The 19,521-nt window shown below is 70.8% G+C and carries 18 protein-coding genes and 1 tRNA gene; 5 read left to right on the forward strand and 14 right to left on the reverse strand.

Annotated elements, in window-relative coordinates; genetic code table 11:
• Nucleotides 1-55 precede the first annotated feature (55 nt).
• From CRP49_RS06295 to CRP49_RS06305, 3 genes are all read right to left on the reverse strand, one after another.
• Nucleotides 56-1,867 carry a tetratricopeptide repeat protein gene (locus CRP49_RS06295; protein WP_179851520.1) on the reverse strand — a complete coding sequence of 604 codons (1,812 nt, stop codon included), beginning with the start codon at nucleotides 1,865-1,867 and terminating at the stop codon, nucleotides 56-58.
• 204 nt (nucleotides 1,868-2,071) lie between these two features.
• Nucleotides 2,072-2,145 (reverse strand) — tRNA-Met (locus CRP49_RS06300).
• A gap of 41 nt (nucleotides 2,146-2,186) precedes the next feature.
• On the reverse strand, nucleotides 2,187-5,033 hold the full coding sequence (locus CRP49_RS06305; protein ID WP_097252511.1) for a UPF0182 family protein: 2,847 nt from the start codon (nucleotides 5,031-5,033) through the stop codon (nucleotides 2,187-2,189).
• Nucleotides 5,034-5,275: 242 nt separating this feature from the next.
• Here CRP49_RS06305 and CRP49_RS06310 point away from each other — a divergent pair, with 242 nt between their 5' ends.
• Complete coding sequence (locus tag CRP49_RS06310; RefSeq protein WP_094216222.1) at nucleotides 5,276-5,818, forward strand: PPA1309 family protein; 543 nt, start codon at nucleotides 5,276-5,278, stop codon at nucleotides 5,816-5,818.
• A gap of 168 nt (nucleotides 5,819-5,986) precedes the next feature.
• Here CRP49_RS06310 and CRP49_RS06315 read toward each other — a convergent pair whose 3' ends face one another.
• From CRP49_RS06315 to CRP49_RS06325, 4 genes are all read right to left on the reverse strand, one after another.
• On the reverse strand, nucleotides 5,987-7,084 hold the full coding sequence (locus CRP49_RS06315; protein WP_179851522.1) for a PDZ domain-containing protein: 1,098 nt from the start codon (nucleotides 7,082-7,084) through the stop codon (nucleotides 5,987-5,989).
• A gap of 50 nt (nucleotides 7,085-7,134) precedes the next feature.
• Nucleotides 7,135-7,308, reverse strand: a complete 174-nt coding sequence (locus CRP49_RS46745; protein ID WP_167444129.1) for a hypothetical protein — start codon at nucleotides 7,306-7,308, stop codon at nucleotides 7,135-7,137.
• Nucleotides 7,309-7,464: 156 nt separating this feature from the next.
• On the reverse strand, nucleotides 7,465-7,926 hold the full coding sequence (locus tag CRP49_RS06320) for a molybdenum cofactor biosynthesis protein MoaE (protein WP_097252512.1): 462 nt from the start codon (nucleotides 7,924-7,926) through the stop codon (nucleotides 7,465-7,467).
• Nucleotides 7,927-8,154: 228 nt separating this feature from the next.
• Nucleotides 8,155-9,264 (reverse strand): SDR family oxidoreductase, encoded by a 1,110-nt coding sequence (locus CRP49_RS06325; RefSeq protein ID WP_097252513.1) that lies wholly within the window; start codon nucleotides 9,262-9,264, stop codon nucleotides 8,155-8,157.
• A gap of 192 nt (nucleotides 9,265-9,456) precedes the next feature.
• Here CRP49_RS06325 and CRP49_RS06330 point away from each other — a divergent pair, with 192 nt between their 5' ends.
• Complete coding sequence (locus CRP49_RS06330; RefSeq protein ID WP_097252514.1) at nucleotides 9,457-10,905, forward strand: zinc-dependent metalloprotease; 1,449 nt, start codon at nucleotides 9,457-9,459, stop codon at nucleotides 10,903-10,905.
• Nucleotides 10,902-11,423: an NUDIX hydrolase gene (locus tag CRP49_RS06335; protein ID WP_097252515.1), complete on the forward strand. Its 522-nt coding sequence runs from the start codon at nucleotides 10,902-10,904 to the stop codon at nucleotides 11,421-11,423. The genes CRP49_RS06330 and CRP49_RS06335 overlap by 4 nt, the downstream gene beginning before the upstream one ends.
• 55 nt (nucleotides 11,424-11,478) lie before the next feature.
• Here the strand turns inward: CRP49_RS06335 and CRP49_RS06340 are convergent, their stop codons facing one another.
• The 4 genes from CRP49_RS06340 to CRP49_RS06355 all read right to left on the reverse strand — a co-directional run bounded on the left by CRP49_RS06340 (nucleotide 11,479) and on the right by CRP49_RS06355 (nucleotide 15,341).
• On the reverse strand, nucleotides 11,479-12,234 hold the full coding sequence (locus CRP49_RS06340) for an AIM24 family protein (RefSeq protein ID WP_094216227.1): 756 nt from the start codon (nucleotides 12,232-12,234) through the stop codon (nucleotides 11,479-11,481).
• An 18-nt stretch (nucleotides 12,235-12,252) separates the two neighbouring features.
• Nucleotides 12,253-12,933 carry an AIM24 family protein gene (locus CRP49_RS06345; RefSeq protein ID WP_097252516.1) on the reverse strand — a complete coding sequence of 227 codons (681 nt, stop codon included), beginning with the start codon at nucleotides 12,931-12,933 and terminating at the stop codon, nucleotides 12,253-12,255.
• An 11-nt stretch (nucleotides 12,934-12,944) separates the two neighbouring features.
• The gene (locus tag CRP49_RS06350; protein ID WP_097252517.1) at nucleotides 12,945-14,615 is read right to left on the reverse strand and encodes a TerD family protein; all 1,671 of its coding nucleotides are present in this window, start codon (nucleotides 14,613-14,615) and stop codon (nucleotides 12,945-12,947) included.
• 129 nt (nucleotides 14,616-14,744) lie between these two features.
• Entirely contained in the window at nucleotides 14,745-15,341 is a 597-nt protein-coding gene (locus CRP49_RS06355; protein ID WP_094216230.1) for a M48 family metallopeptidase, read from the reverse strand.
• A 290-nt stretch (nucleotides 15,342-15,631) separates the two neighbouring features.
• On the opposite strand from CRP49_RS06355, the gene CRP49_RS06360 reads away from it, so the two are divergent.
• Together CRP49_RS06360 and CRP49_RS06365 are read left to right on the forward strand one after the other, a co-directional pair.
• Nucleotides 15,632-16,846: a TOMM precursor leader peptide-binding protein gene (locus CRP49_RS06360; RefSeq protein WP_097252518.1), complete on the forward strand. Its 1,215-nt coding sequence runs from the start codon at nucleotides 15,632-15,634 to the stop codon at nucleotides 16,844-16,846.
• Nucleotides 16,839-18,209 (forward strand): AarF/ABC1/UbiB kinase family protein, encoded by a 1,371-nt coding sequence (locus tag CRP49_RS06365; protein ID WP_097252519.1) that lies wholly within the window; start codon nucleotides 16,839-16,841, stop codon nucleotides 18,207-18,209. The genes CRP49_RS06360 and CRP49_RS06365 overlap by 8 nt, the downstream gene beginning before the upstream one ends.
• A gap of 109 nt (nucleotides 18,210-18,318) precedes the next feature.
• Here the strand turns inward: CRP49_RS06365 and CRP49_RS46410 are convergent, their stop codons facing one another.
• The 3 genes from CRP49_RS46410 to CRP49_RS06375 all read right to left on the reverse strand — a co-directional run bounded on the left by CRP49_RS46410 (nucleotide 18,319) and on the right by CRP49_RS06375 (nucleotide 19,357).
• Nucleotides 18,319-18,531 (reverse strand): hypothetical protein, encoded by a 213-nt coding sequence (locus tag CRP49_RS46410; RefSeq protein ID WP_143669966.1) that lies wholly within the window; start codon nucleotides 18,529-18,531, stop codon nucleotides 18,319-18,321.
• A gap of 137 nt (nucleotides 18,532-18,668) precedes the next feature.
• Complete coding sequence (locus CRP49_RS06370) at nucleotides 18,669-18,992, reverse strand: hypothetical protein (RefSeq protein ID WP_097252520.1); 324 nt, start codon at nucleotides 18,990-18,992, stop codon at nucleotides 18,669-18,671.
• Nucleotides 18,989-19,357, reverse strand: coding sequence for a WhiB family transcriptional regulator (locus CRP49_RS06375; RefSeq protein ID WP_097252521.1), 369 nt, complete (start codon nucleotides 19,355-19,357; stop codon nucleotides 18,989-18,991). Before CRP49_RS06375 ends, CRP49_RS06370 begins: the two co-directional genes overlap by 4 nt.
• Nucleotides 19,358-19,521: the final 164 nt, after the last annotated feature.

Genomic DNA, 19,521 nt, shown 5'->3' on the forward strand with positions numbered 1-19,521 from the left:
CATTACGTGAGGGAAGCCCGCGGAAGCAAATCGATTGGTGGGAGGGTGGCCGCGGTCACGCCGAGAGCTCCTCCCGCAGCGCGTCCCGCAACCGCCCCGCCCGCTCCGCAACCTCCGCGGGCCCGAGCGCCACCGCCCGGTCGGCCCACTTCTGCCCCTCGGCCAGTTCGCCGCGACGCGCGTAGACGAGGGCCAGCCGAAGCGCCGCCCGCCCGTGCCCCGCGTCAGCGGCCCGCGTCCACCACACCGCCGCCTCCGGCTCGCTCCCCTCCCGGGCCAGCAGCAGCCCCAGGTTGAACGCCCCGTTGCGCGACCCGGCCTCCGCCGCCGCCCGGTACCACCGCGCCGCCTCGACCACGTCACCCCGGGCCGCCGCGAGCATGCCCACCCGCACCTGCGCCCGCCGGTGCCCCTGGGAGGCCGCCCGCTCGTACCACTCCTCGCACTCGGTCTTCTCGTGCACGACCTCGCCCAGCTCGTGCGCGGGCTCCGGAGGCCGGCGCGCGTCCAGCACGGTGGCCAGCCGGTACGCCGCCTCGGAGCTGCCGCCGCCGGCCGCGCACCGCAGATGCCGCTCGGCCTCCTGCTCGCCCCCCTCGCGCAGCCGGGCGATCCCGACCTGCAGCGCGGCCTCGGTGTGCCCGGCGGCGGCCGCCCGCTCGTACCAGCGCAGCGCGGCCGGCCCCTCGCCCCGCCCTGCGTGCAGGATCCCCAGATTGAACGCGGCGTCCACGCTCCCGGCCTCGGCCGCCTTGGAGAACCACGGCTCCGCGCCGCTCGTGTCGCCACCCTGGAGCAGCAGGATGGCCAGCGCGTTCGCCGCCTCCCGGTGCCCGGCGTAGGCGGCCCGTCGGTACCACTGCTCGGCCTGCGCGGTCCGCCCCTGCTCGGCGCAGAGCAGCCCGAGGTTGTACGCCCCGTTGTCGTCCCCGGCGTCCAGCGCGGCCCGGTACCAGCGCTCGGCGGTCTGTGTCTCCCCGCGCTCGGCGTGCAGCGCGCCCAGCGCGTTGGCCGCGTTGCCGTCGCCGTCCTGCGCGGCCCTGAGCCACCACACGGCCGCGCTCTCGGTGTCCCCGGCGTCCCGCAGCAGGAAACCGAGGGCGCAGGCGGCGCGCGCTTCCCCGTCCTTGGCGGAGGTCAGGTACCAGCGCCCGGCCTCCTTCAGCTCCCCGCGCTTCTCCAGGATCGCCCCGAGGTGCAGCGCGGCCCGCCGGTGGCCGCGCGCGGCGGCCTGCCGGTACCACTGTTCGATCTCCTCGACAGCGTTGTCAGGGGCGTTCCCGTCCTCGTGTGCGGCCTTGCGGTCGAGCGCGCGTGCGAGCCGGTAGGCGGCCTCGCGGTGCCCGCGCTCAGCGGCGGCACGCATCCACTGCCCGGAACCGGCGTCCCCGCGGTGCTCCAGGAGGTCGGCGAGCGCGTACGCGCCCAGCACATGCCCCTGCTCGGCGGACTGGCGCAGCCAGTACTCGGCGGCGGGCTCGTCCCCGCGCTCGCGGTGGTGCCGGCCGAGCGCGTGCGCGGCGGCGGCCGAGCCGGCGACGGCGGCGATCCGCCACCAGCCGGCGGCCTCCTCGGGGTAGCCGCGCTGGTGCAGGAGGACGCCCAGATTGTTGGCGGCGGCCCGGTCCCCGGCCGCGGTGGCGGCACGCAGCTGGGGCTCGGCTCCGTCGAGGTCGCCGCGGCGCAGCAGCATGGCTCCGAGGACGCTCATCGCCTCGGTGTCGCCGGTCTCCGCGGCGACCCGGAGGCGCACCTCCTCGGCGGCTTCCCCCATGTCGCCCATCTCGTCCCGCGTCGGCTCCTCACTCGGAGGCTGCACAAATCGCCCTGTCTCGAACAGAGTTGCCTTGTCCCCCATAACGTCCATCGTCGCACCACCTGCAACCTGGGTACACCCGGTATACCGCAGCCCGTGAGGTCACTTCAGCGTTTTGTCGACATGCCCACAGAGAGATAAGTCAAACACAGGTCGCCCAACTCCCCACGGCGGCGCGGCCGTCTCACCCGCCTGCACATGAGTTCGCACACCACGAAGGCCCGGATCCCTCAGGATCCGGGCCTTCGACTTCAGTAGCGGGGACAGGATTTGAACCTGCGACCTCTGGGTTATGAGCCCAGCGAGCTACCGAGCTGCTCCACCCCGCGCCGTTGCCCTGTAACCGTACCACGACGTGGGGTGGCCTTGATCAACTCTTTTTCTCGCTGGCCGTCTTGTCAGCTGTCTTGCCGGCTGTCTTGTCCGCTGTCTTGCCTGCTGTCCTGTCGGCCTTGGACTGCGCGTCCTCGGCCCGCTTCAGCGCGTCCTGAAGGTCCTTCTGCGCCTTGGCGTACGCGTCCCAGTCCGGCCCCTCCTTCAGGGCCTGCTGCCCGGCGTCGAAGGCCTTCTGGGCGTCTTCCAGTGCCTGTCTGACCGTGGGATTGCTGGAGTTGGGCGGGTTGGTGGTCTCTGGTGGCGTGGTCGAACTCTTCACCCCGAACACCTCGTTGAGGGCCTCGTCCAGGGTGTCCTTGAAGGCGGTCTTGCCCTCGTAGGTGACCAGGACCTTCCTCAGCAACGGGTACTTGAGCGAACCACCGCGGACGTAGACGGGCTCCGCATACAGCAGTCCACCGTCGAGCGGCACGGTCAGCAGATTGCCGTACTCGACCTTCGAATGCCCGCGGCTGAGCAGGCTGATGGTCTCGGCGATGTCCGACTCGGAGTTGAACTGACTCTGGACCTGCTTGGGTCCGTCGACGGTCGTGTTCGTCGGCAGCTTCAGGATTCTGATCTTGCCGTAGTCACTCGTGCGCGGGTCGGAGTCGACGGCCATGAAGGCGCTGAGGTTGTCCCGCCCGTTGGGCGTGAACGTCGTCGTCAGCGAGAACGCCTGCGCGCTCTGGTCCGGCATCTTCATGCTCAGGTAGTACGGCGGCACCGCGCTGCCCGAGTCGTTGGTCGGGTCGTCCGGGACCTCCCACACCTCGCTTCCGCTGAGGAAGGTCTGCGCGTCGGTCACGTGGTAGCGGGTGAGCAGCTCGCGCTGGACCTTGAACAGGTCCTGCGGGTAGCGCAGATGGGCCATCAGGTCGGCGGAGATGTCCGCGCGGGGCTTCACCGTGCCGGGGAAGGCCTTCATCCAGGTCTTCAGCACCGGGTCCGCGGTGTCCCACTGGTACAGCTTGACGTCGCCGGTGTAAGCATCGACGGTCGCCTTCACCGAGTTGCGGATGTAGTTGACCTGGTTCTGCTGGGCCACCACCGCACGGGAGTTGTTGGTCGCGGTCAGCGAGTCGGCCGTCGTGTCACCGAGGGTCGTACGGGAGGCGTACGGGTATCCGTTCGTGGTCGTGTACGCGTCCACGATCCACTGGATCCGGTGGTTCACCACGGCCGGGTAGGCGTCGCCGTCGATGGTCAGCCAGGGGGCGACGGCTTCGACGCGGTCCTTGGGCGTGCGGTTGTACAGGATCCGCGAGCCCTTGCCGATCGCGCCGGAGTAGAGGATCTGCGGCTCGTTGAACGCCACCGCGTACGCGGCCCGGTTGATCGGGTTGTCGAGGTTGACCCCGCTCTTGCCGGTGTAGCTGGTGGTCTTCTCGCGCTCGTTGTCGGAGTAGTCGACCTCCTTCTGGGGGCCTCCGACGATCGAGTACGCGGTGGTCTTCTCGCCGTAGTAGATCTGCTGCTTGTACGTGCCGAGGTCGCCCTGGGACGGGAGGTTCTTCTCGATGAAGACCGGCCGGCCCTCGTTGTCGGCCTCGGTGCCCTTGGCGGCGACCACGCCGTAGCCGTGCGTGTAGCGGAAGTGGTCGTTGATCCAGTTGTTCTTCGGGATGCCGTCCAGGTTCAGCTCGCGCAGACCGAGGACGGTGTCCTGGTCCTTGCCGTCCTTGGTGGAGTACCGGTCGACGTCGAGGTTGGTCGGGAACCCGTAGTAGGCCTTGATCTGCTGGAGCTGCTGGAACGTCGGCGAGACGACGTTCGGGTCCATGATGCGGATGCTGGCCGTGTCGTCGACCTGGTCGCGCAGCTTGGTCTTGTCCGCGGTGGTGGACCTGCCCGCGTACTCGGTGACCTTGGCGTCGTCGATGCCGTACGCCTCACGGGTCGCCTTGAGGTTCTTCTGGACGTACGGGGCTTCCTTGGCCTGCTCGTTGGGCTGGACCTGGAACTTCTGCACGATGGCCGGGTACAGGCCGCCGATCAGGATCGCGGAGAGCACCATCAGGCCGAAGCCGATGACGGGCAGCTGCCAGGTGCGCCGCCACAGGGTGGCGAAGAACAGCAGCGCGCAGATGACGGCGATGCAGAACAGGATCGTCTTGGCCGGCAGATAGGCGTTGGCGTCGACGTAGCGCAGACCGGTCCAGTTGCCGGTCGCCTTGAAGTCGCTGGACTTGACGGCGAGGCCGTACCGGTCGAGCCAGTAGGCGACCGCCTTCAGCGCCACGAAGATGCCGAGGAGCACCGACAGATGCCCGGTCGCGGCGGCGGTGGCGCGCGCGCCGGGGCTGGTGACGCGCAGGCCGCCGTACAGGTAGTGGGTGAGCGCGGCAGCGATCAGGCAGAGGATCGCGGTGGCGAAGCCGAAGCCGAGCAGGAACCGGTACCAGGGCAGATCGAAGGCGTAGAAGGAGACGTCGAGGTGGAACTGCGGGTCCTTCTGGTGGAAGGGCACGCCGTTGACCCACATCAGCCAGGTGCGCCACTGGCTGGAGGCCGAAGCGCCCGCGATCAGACCGACGAGGGAGGTGACGGCGAGCAGCATCCACGTCTTGTACGGCGCGATGCCCATCCGGTAGCGGTCCAGGTTCTGCTGTTCCATGGACATGGCGCTCAGCGGGGGCCGCAGCCGGTGCGCGAGCCAGATGTTGAAGCCCACGGCGAGAGCCATCAGCAGACCGAAGACGAAGAACAGCCCGATCTTGGCCGACAGGGTGGTGGTGAACACGGACGAGTAGTGCACCGACCGGTACCACAGCCAGTCCGTCCAGAAGCCCGCGAACATGGTGAACGCCATGCCGAGGACGGACAGGACGCCCAGTGTCATGAGCAGGGTCCGGACGCGCCGGGACGGGCGGCCCGCTCTGATCCGCGGCCCCGTCGGGCCTCCGCCGCGGTCCGGCATCTGGAAAGCCAAGGTGCGCACCTCGAAGTTCGCTGTCGATCCGTCAGGCCCTCGTGTTCGCGGGCCCTCCGTGGCCCCCCGTGATCGCGGGCCCACACCTATGCAACTTACTCACGGTTTACTCGGTTCCCGATTCCGGCCGGTAACGAGGCAGGATTGTGACCATGTCCAACACTCCCATGGCAGCGAGCCCGCTCACCCGGGCCGTACTCGAGATCGACGAGTACGCCTCCGGCCTCGGCTGGGACCAGCCCGCTCGCCTCTTCGCCCTCGTAGACACCGCACGGCTGCGGGTTCAGGAACCCTCGCTCGCCGCCCAGCTCGGCCTGGAGGACGCGCCCGAGACCACCGGTCTCACCCCGATCGAGCAGGACGAGATCCCGGCGGACAAGCCGCTCGACGAGTTCCTCGGCACCATCGCCTGGCCGGACGCGGTGGTCGGCTGCGCGCTGACGGTGGAGCGCCTGATGCTGCCTCCGTCGGCCGAGGCGCAGGTCCCGCAGGGCCTGAGCGAGGGCAAGCTGGCCAAGTGGGTGGCGGACCACCCCGAGCGCCAGGAGGTCCGCATGACGGTCGCGGTGCTGCGCGACGGCAGCCGTGAGTCGGCGCTGCGGCTGCGCGAGAAGGACTCGTCGACGGAGGTTCTGACCGGCCCGGACCTGGTGCCGGGCCTGGCGGAGGCCCTGTCGGCCACGTTCGAGGACTGACGTCCGCTTCTCGTAGTTCTCGCAGGTCCACTTCTCGTGGGTCCGCTTTCCGTGGGTCCGCTTTCCGTAGGTCCGCTTTCCGTAGGTCCGCTTTCCGTAGGGCTGGTACGGCGCTGGGGGCGCCCCTGTGACAAGGGGCGCCCCCAGCCGTGTACCGGGGTCCGCTCGTCAGCCCTTGGCGGTGCACTTCGGCAGGTCGGCGGTGTCGCCGCTGCGGATGTCCTTCAGGGCGTCGAGCGCGTCGCCGATGGTCTTGACCTTGACCAGGGTGAGCCCGCTCGGGGTGTCCTTGGCGGCGGCCGCGCAGTTGTCGGCGGGTGTCAGGAAGTACTGGGCGCCCTTGCTGCGCGCGCCGACGGTCTTCATGTCGATGCCGCCGATCGGCCCGACCGTGCCGTTGTCGTCGATGGTGCCGGTGCCCGCGACGAACTTGGCGCCGGTGAGGCTGCCCGGGGTGAGCTTGTCGTAGATGCCGAGTGCGAACATCAGTCCGGCGCTGGGCCCGCCGACGTCGGCGAGCTTGATGTCGATGGTGAACGGGAAGGTGTGGTCGGTCCCGGCGGAGATCCCGACGATGGCCCGCTTGGGGCCGCTGTCGGAGGAGGCCGCCGTCGTGATCGTCACGTCCTGCGTCCTGGTCGCCGTCTTGTGCTCCTTCTCGGCGGCGGCCTGATCCTTGGCGGGGACGACGGTGAAGACGACGTCCTGACCCGGCTTGTGCTTGGTGACGAGCTTGGCGACATCGGACGGCTGCTTCACCGCCGTGCCGTCCACGGCCTTGATCACGTCACCGGCGTGCAGCCTGCCCTCGGCCGGGGTGCCCTTGACGACGGTGGAGACGATCACCCAGGACTTCACCGGGACGCCCAGTTCCTTCAGGGCGGCGACCTTGGCGCTCTCCTGGGACTGGCTGAACTCCTCGGCGTTCTCCTGGGTGGACTGCTCCTCCGTCTTGCCGTCCGGGTAGAGCGTGTCGTGCGGCACGATCTTGGCGTCGCGCGCCAGCCAGCCGTAGACCGCCTCCACCAGGTTCATCCGGAAGTCGGCGCTGGTGACCCGGACGGTGGTCATGTTCAGATGCCCGTCCGTCGGATAGGTCTTGTGTCCGTCGATCTGCAGCACCGGCTCGCCGTCGTGCTCCCCGAGCGTGTTCACGGTCGGCCCCGGGGACATCTCCGAGTACGGCACGGGGATGAGCACTCCCGCGCACAGGAGCGCGATCAGCATCAGGGTGGAGGCGAGCATCGTCGCGGTGCGGCGTGGCATGTCACGACAGTACGGGACGCCCCTGTCAGCGCACCGTCAGGGCACCCCCGTCAGGCGCCGCGCGCACCCGAGCGGGGCTTCTCCATGGCCTCGCGGAAGCGCGCGTACCCGTCCAGTTCGGGCCCGTCGCTGCGAGCCTTGCGGGTCCGGTTGGCCCAGCTGCCCCACAGTCCGGCACCGACCGCAGCCACCAGCGGAATCAGCAACCAGGCAAGCGCCGCCATGCCGACCTCCCAACCCCATGAGCGTCCGCAACTGACTGATCAGCAGATTAACCATCCGCACTGACAACGCTCACGCCAGGGGGGCGGTTACGCAACCGGAGGGGGTGGTGGGCCGAACGTGAACACGGGTGTGCGTGCACTCAGGTGTGGCTGATGTCAGCAGGCGCCGACCCACTCCTCGGTCCCGTCGGAGAACTTCTGGTGCTTCCAGATGGGCACTTCGTGCTTGAGGTCGTCGATCAGCTTGCGACACGCCTCGAAGGCCTCGCCCCGGTGCGGGCACGACACACCCACGACGACGGCGAGGTCTCCGACCTCGAGGTCACCCACCCGGTGGACGGCGGCCAGCGCGCGCACCGGGTACTCGGCGACGACCTTCTCGGCGATCCGCCGCATCTCGGCCTCGGCACTGGGATGGCAGGAGTACCCGAGCTGGTCGACGTCGGCACCCCCGTCGTGGTTCCGCACGGTCCCCACGAACAGCGCGATACCACCGGCGGCGTCGTCCCCCACGGCCCGGAACACCTCGTCCACGGACAGCGCGGTCTCCCGGATGCCGATCAGCTTGATGGGATCCTGAGCCGCCTGCTCACCGCGGTGATCGTTCGTAACTGCCATACGTCCATCGTGCCGCATGCCCCCGACAACGAGGAATACGAGTTTCACCAGGCACACGCGCGGGATGCTTTGGATCCTTCTACGAGCGCGGGCGGCCCCTTCTCGGCGACCGAGTCGGGTGGTGGGGCCACTTCTCGGCCGACCGTGTCGGGTGGTGGGTGGGCATAGGCCGGGGGTCCAGGGGGCGGGAGCCCCCTGGCGGGGTCCAAGGGGCGGGAGCCCCTTGCCTCAGCGCCGCCGAGCCTTCCGAGCCCGCCGAACCACAGCGGCAGCGCCCAGCAGGGCAACCGTCGCCCCCGCCGCACCCGCAGCCGTCGCGTCCTTACGCCCCAGCCGACGCCCGGCAACCGTATGCCGCCCGGAAACCTCCTCCAGCAACTCCGCGAGCACCTCCTCATTGGTCCACCGCGCCCGCCACCCTGCGTCATGCAGCCGGCTCCCACTGACCACCCAGGGATACATCGTGTACGCCAGATCCCCCGCCGGAGACGGAGTGAGCCCGATCCGGTGCAACCGAGCCGCCGCGCCGAGCGCGACCGCCGACGGCAGCTCCATCCGCCGGATCCCGCTCAGCTCCTCCACCTCCTCCTGCTCCAGCCACCCGTCACAGCCGACCGCCAGCTCCCCGTCGACCTTCTCCAGAACCGCGTACTCCAGAGCACTGCACAGATCCTCGACATGGCAGAACTGCCACGCGGGCCGCGACCCGGCGACGACCAGCAGCCGAGGCGACTCGAAGTACCTCGTCAGCGCGGTGTCCGTACCCCCCACCAGCACAGCAGGCCGTACCACGGTCACGTTCAGCCCCGGATGCGCCCGCGGAGCGCGCCGCGCGAGCCGCTCGATCTCCAGCAGATCCCCGACCCCGGTGGCTTCGGCCGTGGCCCGCAGCTCGGCGTCCTCGGACAGCGGCAGTTCGTTGTCCGGCAGCGCCCCGTACACCATCGCGGACGTGCACAGCACCACCCGGTGCACCCCGGCCGCCGCGGCCGCGGTCAGCACGGTCTGTGTCCCCCGGACGTTGTAAGCGGTGCGGGCGGCCGTGTCGCTCCCGAGGTCGAGGTCGAGCGCCAGATGGACCACGACATCCGCGCCGCGCAGCTTGTCCGCGATCGCCGGGTCGCGCACGTCGAGGATGTGCCACTGCGCGGCCGCGCACTCCCCGCGCCGCTCGTCGATGGCGATGACCTGCTTGATCTCCTCGGACGCGGCGAGCCGCTCGGTGAGCAGGGCGCCCACCCCGCCGGCGGCGCCGGTGACCGCGACGACGGGTCCGCGCACGGAGGGCGGGGTTGAGGGGTTTCGCGCTGCGCGAACCTGCGGATCTGGGGAACTCACCGGGCGTCTCCAGCGGTTGTCTTCAGTACGAGCGCGACCGACGCGTCCGTACCAGGTGCATCCATCCTGCCGCAGGCGTTCTCTGGACGAAGCACCGAGGCCCGATCGGGTCCGGGTGTCTACGCTGGGTGGTGAAGTCGGGCAGCCGCGCCGCCGGAGACAGACCGGCGGCCTTACCAGCCGAGGAACCCCGTGAGTGACACCCCATTCGGATTCGGCCTTCCGCCGGAGGAGCCGGAAGACGGCGACGAGGGCAAGAAGAAGGACCAGCAGAGCGGTGGTGGGCAGGGACCGGCCAACCCGTTCGGTTTCGGCGGCCTGCCCGGAGCCGGGGGCTTTGGCGGCTCCGGCGCCGACAATCCGCTCGCAGCGATGTTCGGTTCCCTGAACCCCACCGACCTGGGCGCCGCGTTCCAGCAGCTGGGCCAGATGCTCTCCTACGAGGGCGGCCCGGTGAACTGGGACATGGCCAAGCAGATCGCCCGCCAGACGGTCTCCCAAGGCACCCCGGACGGCGTCAAGGACGCGAGCGTCGGCACCGCCGAGCGCACCGCGGTCGAGGAGGCCGTCCGCCTGGCCGACCTGTGGCTGGACGACGTGACGTCCCTGCCGTCGGGCGCCGCCTCGGCGGTGGCCTGGTCCCGCGCGGAGTGGGTCGAGGCGACCCTGCCCGCCTGGCAGGAGCTGGTCGACCCGGTCGCCGAGCGGGTCGGCGCGGCCATGGGCGACGTCCTGCCGGAGGAGATGCAGGCCATGGCGGGCCCGCTGATCGGCATGATGCGCTCGATGGGCGGCGCCATGTTCGGCACGCAGATCGGGCAGGCCGTCGGCGTGCTCGCGGGCGAGGTCGTCGGCTCGACCGACATCGGCCTGCCGCTGGGCCCGGCCGGCCGGGCCGCGCTGCTCCCGGCCAACGTGGCGGCCTTCGGCAAGGACCTCGGCGTGCCGCAGGAGGAGGTCCGGCTCTACCTGGCCCTGCGCGAGGCCGCCCACCAGCGCCTCTTCTCGCATGTGCCGTGGCTGCGCTCGCACCTGTTCGGCGCGGTCGACGGGTACGCGCGCGGGATCAAGGTCGACACGGCCAAGCTGGAGGACGTGGTCGGCCAGTTCGACCCGCAGAACCCCGAGCAGCTGCAGGACGCCCTCCAGCAGGGCATGTTCCAGCCGGAGGACACGCCCGAGCAGAAGGCGGCCCTGGCCCGTCTGGAGACGGCTCTGGCGCTCGTCGAGGGCTGGGTGGACGCGGTGGTCCACGCGGCCGCGAAGCCGCGTCTGGCGTCCGCCGACGCCCTGCGCGAGACCCTGCGCCGGCGCCGGGCCACCGGCGGCCCCGCGGAGCAGACGTTCGCCACGCTGATCGGCCTGGAGCTGCGCCCGCGCCGGCTGCGCGACGCCTCCCGTCTGTGGGCCTCGCTCACGGACGCGCGCGGGGTCGACGGCCGGGACGCCCTGTGGGCCCACCCGGACATGCTGCCGACGGCCTCCGACCTGGACGACCCGGACGGCTTCGTGCACCGCGAGCAGCTGGACTTCTCCGAGCTGGACAAGATGCTCGGCGAGGCGGCGAGCGGCTCCGGCGAGAAGCCGAACCTGACGAAGGACGACAAGGACGACGAGCCCAAGGGCGACGACGCCGAGTGAGCCTGTACGACGACGCGGTCCTCGTGCTGAAGGGGTACGAGGGCCAGCAAGACCTGCGCCAGGCCTACCTGGACCATCTGGCGGCACACCCGGACGGCATGTGGAAGGCCTGCCACGCGGGCCACGTCACGGCGAGCGCGCTGGTGATCGACCCCGAGCACGGCCGGGTGCTGCTCACGCTGCACCGGAAGCTGCGGATGTGGCTGCAGATGGGCGGCCACTGCGAGCCGGGCGACGCCTCGCTGGCCGCGGCGTCCCTGCGCGAGGCGACCGAGGAGTCCGGCATTCCGGGGCTGACGCTGCTGCCCGGCGGTCCGGTGCGCCTGGACCGGCATCCGATCCCTGCGCCGTGCCACTGGCACTTCGACGTGCAGTACGCGGCGCTGGCCCCGAGCGACGCCGAGCACGTGATCAGCGACGAGTCGCTGGACGTGCGCTGGTTCGCCTACGACGAGGTGCCGGACGTGGCGGACGAGTCGGTCGTACGTCTGCTGGACGCGACGCGCGCCAGGCTGTGAACGGGTAAGGGGCGACCGCCTCGGCGGTCGCCCCTTACGTTTGCCTTCCGGACGGTCAGCTCCAGACGTTGCCCTGGTTCTGACCGCGCGCCCCCTGCTGCCCCATGCCGAACTGCGCGGCGAGGCCCTGGCCGATCTGGGCGTTCTGCGGCGGCAGCAGCTCGCTGGGCTGCACGAGCGCGAACCCGGAGCCCATGAAGCTCAGCTCCCAGCCCTCACCGGTGTTGCCCCGCCGTCGCCAGACTCCCGAGGAGTGCGTCTGGGCCTGCATCTGCACGCGCAGCCCGGTGGACCAGGCGACGATCGCGTCGGCGTCGCAGTTGACGTACTTGTCGGGCGTGACCTGCATCAGCAGCGGCGCACCCGAGGTCATCAGGGCCACCTTGCCGCGCCCGGTGATGTTCAGCTGGTACTTCCCGGACCCGGAGATGCCGTAGAGGCTGTCGACGGCGATGACCTCGTGGTGCAGCGAGGAGTCCATGGCGAGGACGTAGCTGCTGTCGACCGTCAGGCCGTCCTGCTCGACGTCCAGGACGTGCACATGCTGGGCGAGGTTGGCGAGGTAGACCGTGCCCTGCCCGTGGCAGCGCATCAGGTCCAGACCCTCGCCGGTGTACGCACGCGCGCGTGCCTGGTTGTTGCTGCGGTACTCGGCGTCGAACTCGACCAGTCCCTGGTAGGCGACCATGGTGCCTTTACGGGCGAGGAGGTCGTCGTGGCCCTCCAGGGTGACGCGGAGCATCTGCTTGTTCTGCAGGCTCCAACGCTCCTGCGTCTGGGAGTCGTTGTACGCGAAAAGCGGACTCTGCATGGTGCTTCTGACTCCCCCTCAGCCCCGGAACCGGAGACGGTCGGTGCTGTCCTCGCTGGGCTGGACGACGACGATGCCCTGCCCGGAGAAGGCCATCTGGTAGGCCTCACCGCTGCCCCGGCCGATCAGTGACTGCGCCTTGAAGCTGCGCTTGCCCTTCACCTTCAGGTTCGGCGACCAGGCGACGAGCGCGTCGGGGTCGACGTACGTCTCGTCCTCGCCGCCGCCGCAGTCGACGACGATCGGCTTGCCCCGGGAGGTCAGCGCGACCCAGCCCTGCCCGGAGATCTTGGTGTTCCACAGGCCCTGCCCGGCGAACTTGGCGAGCCCCTTGACGCGCTCCACGCCCCAGCTGAGGTGGGCGTCGAAGGCGAGCAGGTTGGTGGCGTTGACGGAGATGCCGTCGCCGTTGAGGTTGATCACGACGACGTTCGCGCCGTAGTCGGCGAGGTAGAGCAGTCCGTCGCCGGAGCACTTCATCAGCGGCGCGCCCTCGCCGGTGATCCAGTCGCGGGCGATCTGGCGCACGGCCGGCGGATTGGGCTCGTACTGGATGAAGCCTTCGTAGGCGACCATCGACCCCACGCGCGCGAGGAGGTCGTTCCCGGTCTGCAGGGCGACCTTCAGCATGTGGTCGCCGTGGTTCTCCATACGGGCGGTGACGGGTGCGGGGGCGTAGCCCGCGAGCGGCTGGTTCATGACGGGCTCCCTCAGACCTCGTACGGCTGGACGACGATGAAGTTGCCGGGCGCGCCCCGGAACTGCAGGTTGACGCTCTCGCCGGTGTCGCCCGGGTAGGCGTTGCGGCGCATCCGGACCTGGCTGGAGACGATCACCTGGGAGGCGGCCGACCAGGCGACCACCGCGTTGCAGTCGGCGAAGGTCGTGGGCGTCACGGGCAGCACGACGGGCGTGCCGTGCGTCTTGACGACGATCGTGCCGGTGCCCTGGAACTGCATGGTGAACAGCGCGCCGCCGGGGATGCCGTGACCTTCGATCCGGCGGACCTCGTACTGGAGGCTCTCGTCGAAGGCGAGGACGTTCTCCGAGGAGACGCAGATCGCGTCGCCCTGCAGTTCGACGGGGTGCAGGTAGGTGGAGTTCTCGGCGAGGAACACCTGGCCCTGGCCGGTGCAGCGCATCAGCTGCATCTCCTGGCCGGTCGCGTTGCCGACGAGCCGCCCGGCGAACCCGGCGCCCTTGTAGCCGAAGTCGACCTTGCCCTGGTAGAGCACCATGCTGCCCTGCCGGGCCAGCACGGGCTGCCCGCCGATGCCGAGGTCGACCCGGACGAGCTTCGAGTTCTGCTGCGTCCAGCGCTGCCCGGTGGGCGTCTCCTTGAACGCCTGGAGCGCGGCCGACACACCGGCACCGCCCTGGGGAGCGCCCTGCGGCACTCCGTAGGGGGCTGCCTGCTGGCCGGGGACCTGGCCGCCGTAGGGCGGCTGCTGGCCGTAGCCCGGGGGCATGGGCGCGCCCGGCTGGCCACCGTAGGAGGGCTGCTGGCCGTAGCCCGGAGGCATCGGCGCGCCGGGCTGGCCGCCGTACGACGGCTGCTGCGGCGGCTGGCCGTAGGGCGCGGGCGCCGGGGCCGGCGGATGGACCGTGCCGCCGGGGGGCGGGGTCAGGGGGGCGACGATCGTCGGCGCCGCGTGCACGTTCGGCGCGGGCGCCGGGGCCGGGGGCGCAGGTGCAGCCGGCGGCGCGAATCCCTGCGGAGCGGGCGCAGGCGCGGGCGCGGGTGCCTGCGCGGCCGGGGCGCCGAACGCGGGAGGCAGGCCGGCCTGTGCGGGCGGGGCGAAACCGGGGGCAGCGCCGGACTGCGGCTGCTGCGGGGCGGCGGGCGCCTCCTCCTCCAGCACCTCGCCGCCGAAGTTCTTCAGCAGCGCCTCCAGGCCGCCGTCGAAGCCCTGCCCGACCGCGGCGAACCGCCACACGTCCTTGAAGTAGAAGTCACCGAGCATCACGGCCCGCTCGGTGGAGAACTCCGAGCCGTTGAAGGAGTACCGCGCGACCTCCTCGCCGCCCGCCACGATGCGCACGTATCCGGGATCGATCTGCGACATCTGCCCGGCACCGTCGATGGTCGCCGTGAAGGACAGCTTGCGGATGTGGGAGGGGATCCGGTCCAGGGTGACCCGGAACGACTCCGTGTCACCCGACTGGGCACCCAGCAGCTGGATGGACTCCTCCGGGGACTTCGGCTGGTTGAAGAAGACGAAGTACTGGTCGTCCGAGAGACGCTCGTCGGCGTCCAGACCGAAGCAGCTGATGTCGAAGGTCAGTCCGGGGGCGGAGATCTGCACGCCTACGTACAGATCCGTGCCCGCCGTGAGGTCACCGACCTTGGCCTTGTGGCCGCGTTGGAATTCCCTGGCCATGCGTTACGACCGTCCCCCATCCCGAATGTGAGTGCGTCGCGCCAGGCTAACGGCAAACCCCGACAACGGACGCAGTCGGTACAGACCCGGTACACAACCGCGCCCGGCGGGGGACGTACGGCGCCCGGCTCACTCCCCGCGCGCGCCGGGCACATGCGGCAGCCGCTCGGCCGCCACCACCCCTTCGAGGTAACCGCGGGCCCGCTCGGTGCGCGGGTAGGACTCCAGCAGCCGCCAGAAGTCCGGCCCGTGACCGGGCACCAGCAGATGCGCCAGCTCATGGCAGAGCACGTAGTCGACGACGTACTCCGGCATCCCCTGCAGCCGGTGCGAGAGCCGGATGCTGCCCTCGGCCGGGGTGCACGAACCCCACCGGGTGTTCTGGTTGGTGACCCAGCGCACGGAGGCGGGGCGCGCCCGGCCGTCGAAGTACTGGGCCGACAGCCGCTCGGCGCGCTCGGTCAGCTCCGCGTCGCCCAGCACCCGTTTGCTCTCCTGGGCGGCCAGTTTGTCGAGCATGACGGTCACCCAGCGCTGCTCCTCCGCCTCGGACATCCGGGCGGGGATCAGCACGACGGTGCGATCGCCCTCGCGGTACGCGGAGACCGTGCGGCGGCGCCGGGTACTCCTGCGGACCTCGATCGCGCTCGCCCCCGAGCCGCTCGGCGGCTGGCTCGTCGTGCTGCGCTGTGACTTTCCGGCGCGGTGCAGGGGGTCGGCGGGCACGCCCCGACGTTACCCGCTGCACAGCGCCCAAGTCCCGGCTCCGGGACGGTTCGATGCCGATGCCCCACCATGCGTTTGATTTGTACGACCGATATGTCCAACTGGTGCGGCCGATTCGTACGACGATCATCCCCCGCCTGTGGACAACGCCCGCCACCCGTCAGCACGTCCCGGCATGCTGGCAGACGTCGACAGAGCACGACCAGCTCCACCGACAACACGGATGTCCATCGACATCCACTCGCTCAAGGAATGTTTCAGGGCAATTCACGCGATACGGGGGACCTGTCATGCATCCGATGGTGAAACCCGCGCTGCGGCGCGGCTGGCGCGACCTCAACACCGTGCAGTTCGGCATGACTCCGGCGCACGCGATGACACTGGGACCGGTGGACACGGCCACCGGCAGCTTCCTGGAACTGCTCAACGGCACCCGCGCCCTCCCCCTGCTGCGCGAGGAGGGCCGGCGCATGGACCTGCACGAAGGCCACGTCGACGCACTCCTCGACCGGCTGACCCGGGCCGGCCTGCTCGACGACACGCGCGGCGGCGGACCGGCCGCTGACACCCTGCGCGAGAAGACGGACGTCCTGGAGCGGCTGCGCCCCGACCTCGCCTCGCTCTCCCTGAGCACCCCCGAACCCGGCGGCGCCCTCGGCCGGCTCGCGGCCCGCCGCTCCCTGCGGGTGCAGGTACGGGGCGCGGGGCGGGTCGGCGCCGTACTGGCCTCGGTACTGTCCGGGGCAGGCGTCGGCGAGGTCGACGTGCGCGACGTGGGGCGCGTGGAACCGTGGGACGTGGCCCCGGGCGGGCTGCCCGCCGAGTCCCTCCGAGAGCGCCGGGACACGGCGGCACGGGCAGCAGTCCGCCGCGCCGCCCCCGACCGCCCACCGCGCCACACCCGCTCCGCCCGCTGCGGCACGAAGGATCCCGGACTCTCCCTGGTGATCCTCACCCCCAGGGACGACGTCGCCGTGCACACACCGGACCCGTTCGCCGCCGAACCGCTCATGGCCTCCGGAACGCCCCATCTCTACGCGGGCGTCGTGGAAGGCACCGGAGTCGTCGGACCGCTCGTCCTGCCCGGCGAGACGAGCTGCGCCGGCTGCCTGCACCAGGACCGCACGGACCGGGACCCCGCCTGGCCCCGCCTCGTCGCCCAGTGGCGCTCCGGAAAGGCCCGCCGCGTGGGCGCCTGCGACCTGGCGCTCGCCACGACGGTCGCGGGACTGGCCGCCGCACACGCCCTCGCCTTCCTCGACGGGACATCGCCGTCCAGCGCGGGCGCCCGCTGGGAGACGTCCCTGCCCCGTCTGAACTGGCGTTCCCGACCGGTGCGGCCACACCCGGCGTGCGGGTGCGGGGCGGCGGAGAGAGGAAAGGGGGAGCACTCCTCAACCGACGGGGAGCCGCGCGAGACAATGGCGGTGCAACGGCCGTCGACGGTGCGACGAAGCAAGGCAGGCACGGCGCGGCCGACTGGGACTTGGAGGGCGCATGTCTGATCTTCCCCGGAAGGCGGTCACCCGTACCGCCAAGCTCGCCGCGCTCCCGCTCGGCTTCGCAGGCCGGGCGACCTGGGGGCTGGGCAAGCGGATCGTGGGCGAGTCCGCGGAGATCGTCGGCCGGGAGCTGCAACAGCGCACTGCGGAGCAGCTGTTCAAAGTTCTCGGGGAGTTGAAGGGCGGGGCCATGAAATTCGGGCAGGCCCTGTCCGTCTTCGAGTCGGCCCTGCCGGAGGAGGTCGCCGGCCCCTACCGCGCGGCACTGACCAAACTCCAGGACGCGGCTCCGCCGATGCCGACCCGCACGGTGCACGCGGTGCTCGAGGAGCGGCTGGGAGCGGACTGGCGGGACCTGTTCCTGGAGTTCGAGGACAAACCGGCGGCCGCAGCCTCCATCGGGCAGGTGCACCGGGCGGTGTGGCACGACGGCCGTGAGGTGGCGGTCAAGGTGCAGTACCCGGGCGCGGGCGAGGCCCTGCTGTCCGACCTGAGCCAACTGAGCCGTTTCGCCCGGCTGTTGGGGCCGCTCATTCCCGGCATGGACATCAAGCCGCTGATCGCGGAGATGCGGGACCGCGTATCCGAGGAGCTGGACTACGCGCTGGAGGCCCAGGCCCAGGACGCCCACGCGCAGGAGTTCGCGGACGACCCGGACGTGGTGGTCCCGGCCGTGGTGCACCAGTGCGAGCAGATCCTGGTCACGGAGTGGATCGACGGGATCCCACTGTCGGAGATCATCACGGACGGCACCGAGGAGCAGCGCGACCGCGCCGGCCAGCTCCTGGCCCGCTTCCTGTTCTCCGGACCGGCCCGCACCGGCCTGCTGCACGCCGATCCGCACCCCGGCAACTTCCGTCTGCTGCCCGGCGGCCCGGACGGCGACGACGACTGGCGCCTGGGCGTCCTGGACTTCGGCACGGTCGACCGGCTCCCGGGCGGCCTGCCGGCACCGATCGGCATCTCACTGCGGATGACCCTGGACAGCGAGGCGGAGACCGTCTACGAGCTGCTGTGTACGGAGGGGTTCGTCAAGGACTCCATAGAGCTGGACCCCGACGCGGTCCTCGACTACCTGCTGCCGATCATCGAGCCGGCCCGGGTCGAGGCGTTCACCTTCACCCGCTCGTGGATGCGCAGCCAGGCCGCCCGCATCGCCGACCCCCGCTCCCCCGCCTACCAGCTGGGCAAACAGCTCAACCTGCCGCCGGCCTATCTGCTGATACACCGGGTGACACTGAGCACCATCGGCGTGCTGTGCCAACTGGGAGCCACGGTACGGCTGCGCGAGGAACTGGAGGAGTGGCTGCCCGGGTTCGCACTCGAGGATGAATGGACCGAGGAGGAACCGGCGGCGGAGGCCTGATCTGGGGTGTGGGGGTACGGGTCCTCCGGGCTGCCGGGCTGCCGCGATGTTGGTGAGGGGCGGGGCGGGGTGGGGGGAGGGGGAGGGGGAGGGCCCCGGAGAAGCGTTCTCACCACCAGGCCGAGTCCAGCCGCCCCTCGATCGCCCGTAGGTTCTCCCGGGCGCAGACGTCGCAGAAGTACTGGCGGATGCCGTGCTCCACGGAGCAGGTCCAGGTGGCCGGCTGGGAGCCGCCGGCGGGGGTGCCGCAGCGGGCGCACACGAGGGGGCGGGGCTCCGTGGTGGAGCCGCCCTGATCACTTCCTCCGGGAGGACTCGTCACTCGCCGACGATAACTCCCCGACCGGCGGATCGCCGTGCACAACGCACCGCGGGGGCCGGTCCGTTCGGTCGGACCGGCCCCCGCGGGGAAGGCTTCGCCTCCCTGTGCCGGGAGGCCACCGCTTCGGGTGTGCTGGGTTACTGCATGACGGCCATGGCGAGCGCACGGCGGGCGCGCAGCGAGGCGCGTTCCGCCCGGCGCTGCATCCGCCGGGCGGTCGCCAGGCGCATGGCCCGGCGTTCCTGCTCGGCCTCATGCAGGCGCTCGTGCATATGCGCACGGGCCAGGGCTTCTGGGATGAGTTGCATCTCTCGGGTCCTGTTCTGACGCGAGCCGGTCGCGCCGTTCATGGTGAAGTCTGGGGTCGCGAAGCCGGTGGGCTCGCTGGTGGACGGCTTCATCGGGGCCTGCTTCTTGGGGTCGTGCGTGAGGGGGCGGTCGATCGTTCCTGCGGTGTTCATGCCGTGACCGGGTTCTTGCGCGGGCGGCCACGGGGCCGCTTGCGGGCGACGACGACGCCCTGGACGAACAGCTCGCCACCCCAGACGCCCCAGGGCTCACGCCGCTCCTTGGCGCCGGCGAGGCAGGCCTCGATCAGCGGGCAGGTGCGGCAGAGGGACTTGGCGTACTCGACGTCCGCCGGCGACTCAGCGAAGAAGACCTCGGGGTCGTAGGAGCGGCAGGGGACGGGTACGCCGAGGTTCTCGATGGCGTCGTCGAGCGCGGTGAGCGCGGTGAGGGGGGTCAAGGTGGAGTCCTCCGTGAGGCCGGGCGGGGGGAGCGTTTGTGAAGGCGGTACGGACGGGGCGTGCGCTTCGAGTTGCACGGTTGGTCTTCCTCGTCTGGTCGTTCCGGCCGGTTGACCGGGTGTCGGCTTGGTACCGGGTTCTTTCCTTGTCCCGAGGCCCCTTCGCCCTGTTGTCCCCGTTCGGGGCAAACAGAAGGGCCGCGGATCCCGGATGGGGTTCCGCGGCCCTGAAGGCGCCGGCC

Origin of the sequence: Streptomyces sp. Ag109_G2-15, from assembly GCF_900215565.1 — a bacterium.
In the GTDB taxonomy this organism is placed as follows: domain Bacteria; phylum Actinomycetota; class Actinomycetes; order Streptomycetales; family Streptomycetaceae; genus Streptomyces; species Streptomyces diastatochromogenes.

What these genes read in the sequence shown, in the direction of transcription:
- CRP49_RS06295 (WP_179851520.1), bottom strand. Translation starts at nt 1,867, where the DNA reads ATGGACGTTATGGGGGACAAGGCAACTCTGTTCGAGACAGGGCGATTT.
- CRP49_RS06305 (WP_097252511.1), bottom strand. Translation starts at nt 5,033, where the DNA reads ATGACACTGGGCGTCCTGTCCGTCCTCGGCATGGCGTTCACCATGTTC.
- CRP49_RS06310 (WP_094216222.1), top strand. Translation starts at nt 5,276, where the DNA reads ATGTCCAACACTCCCATGGCAGCGAGCCCGCTCACCCGGGCCGTACTC.
- CRP49_RS06315 (WP_179851522.1), bottom strand. Translation starts at nt 7,084, where the DNA reads ATGCCACGCCGCACCGCGACGATGCTCGCCTCCACCCTGATGCTGATC.
- CRP49_RS46745 (WP_167444129.1), bottom strand. Translation starts at nt 7,308, where the DNA reads ATGGCGGCGCTTGCCTGGTTGCTGATTCCGCTGGTGGCTGCGGTCGGT.
- CRP49_RS06320 (WP_097252512.1), bottom strand. Translation starts at nt 7,926, where the DNA reads ATGGCAGTTACGAACGATCACCGCGGTGAGCAGGCGGCTCAGGATCCC.
- CRP49_RS06340 (WP_094216227.1), bottom strand. Translation starts at nt 12,234, where the DNA reads ATGCAGAGTCCGCTTTTCGCGTACAACGACTCCCAGACGCAGGAGCGT.
- CRP49_RS06345 (WP_097252516.1), bottom strand. Translation starts at nt 12,933, where the DNA reads ATGAACCAGCCGCTCGCGGGCTACGCCCCCGCACCCGTCACCGCCCGT.
- CRP49_RS06350 (WP_097252517.1), bottom strand. Translation starts at nt 14,615, where the DNA reads ATGGCCAGGGAATTCCAACGCGGCCACAAGGCCAAGGTCGGTGACCTC.
- CRP49_RS06360 (WP_097252518.1), top strand. Translation starts at nt 15,632, where the DNA reads ATGCATCCGATGGTGAAACCCGCGCTGCGGCGCGGCTGGCGCGACCTC.
- CRP49_RS06365 (WP_097252519.1), top strand. Translation starts at nt 16,839, where the DNA reads ATGTCTGATCTTCCCCGGAAGGCGGTCACCCGTACCGCCAAGCTCGCC.
- CRP49_RS06370 (WP_097252520.1), bottom strand. Translation starts at nt 18,992, where the DNA reads ATGAACACCGCAGGAACGATCGACCGCCCCCTCACGCACGACCCCAAG.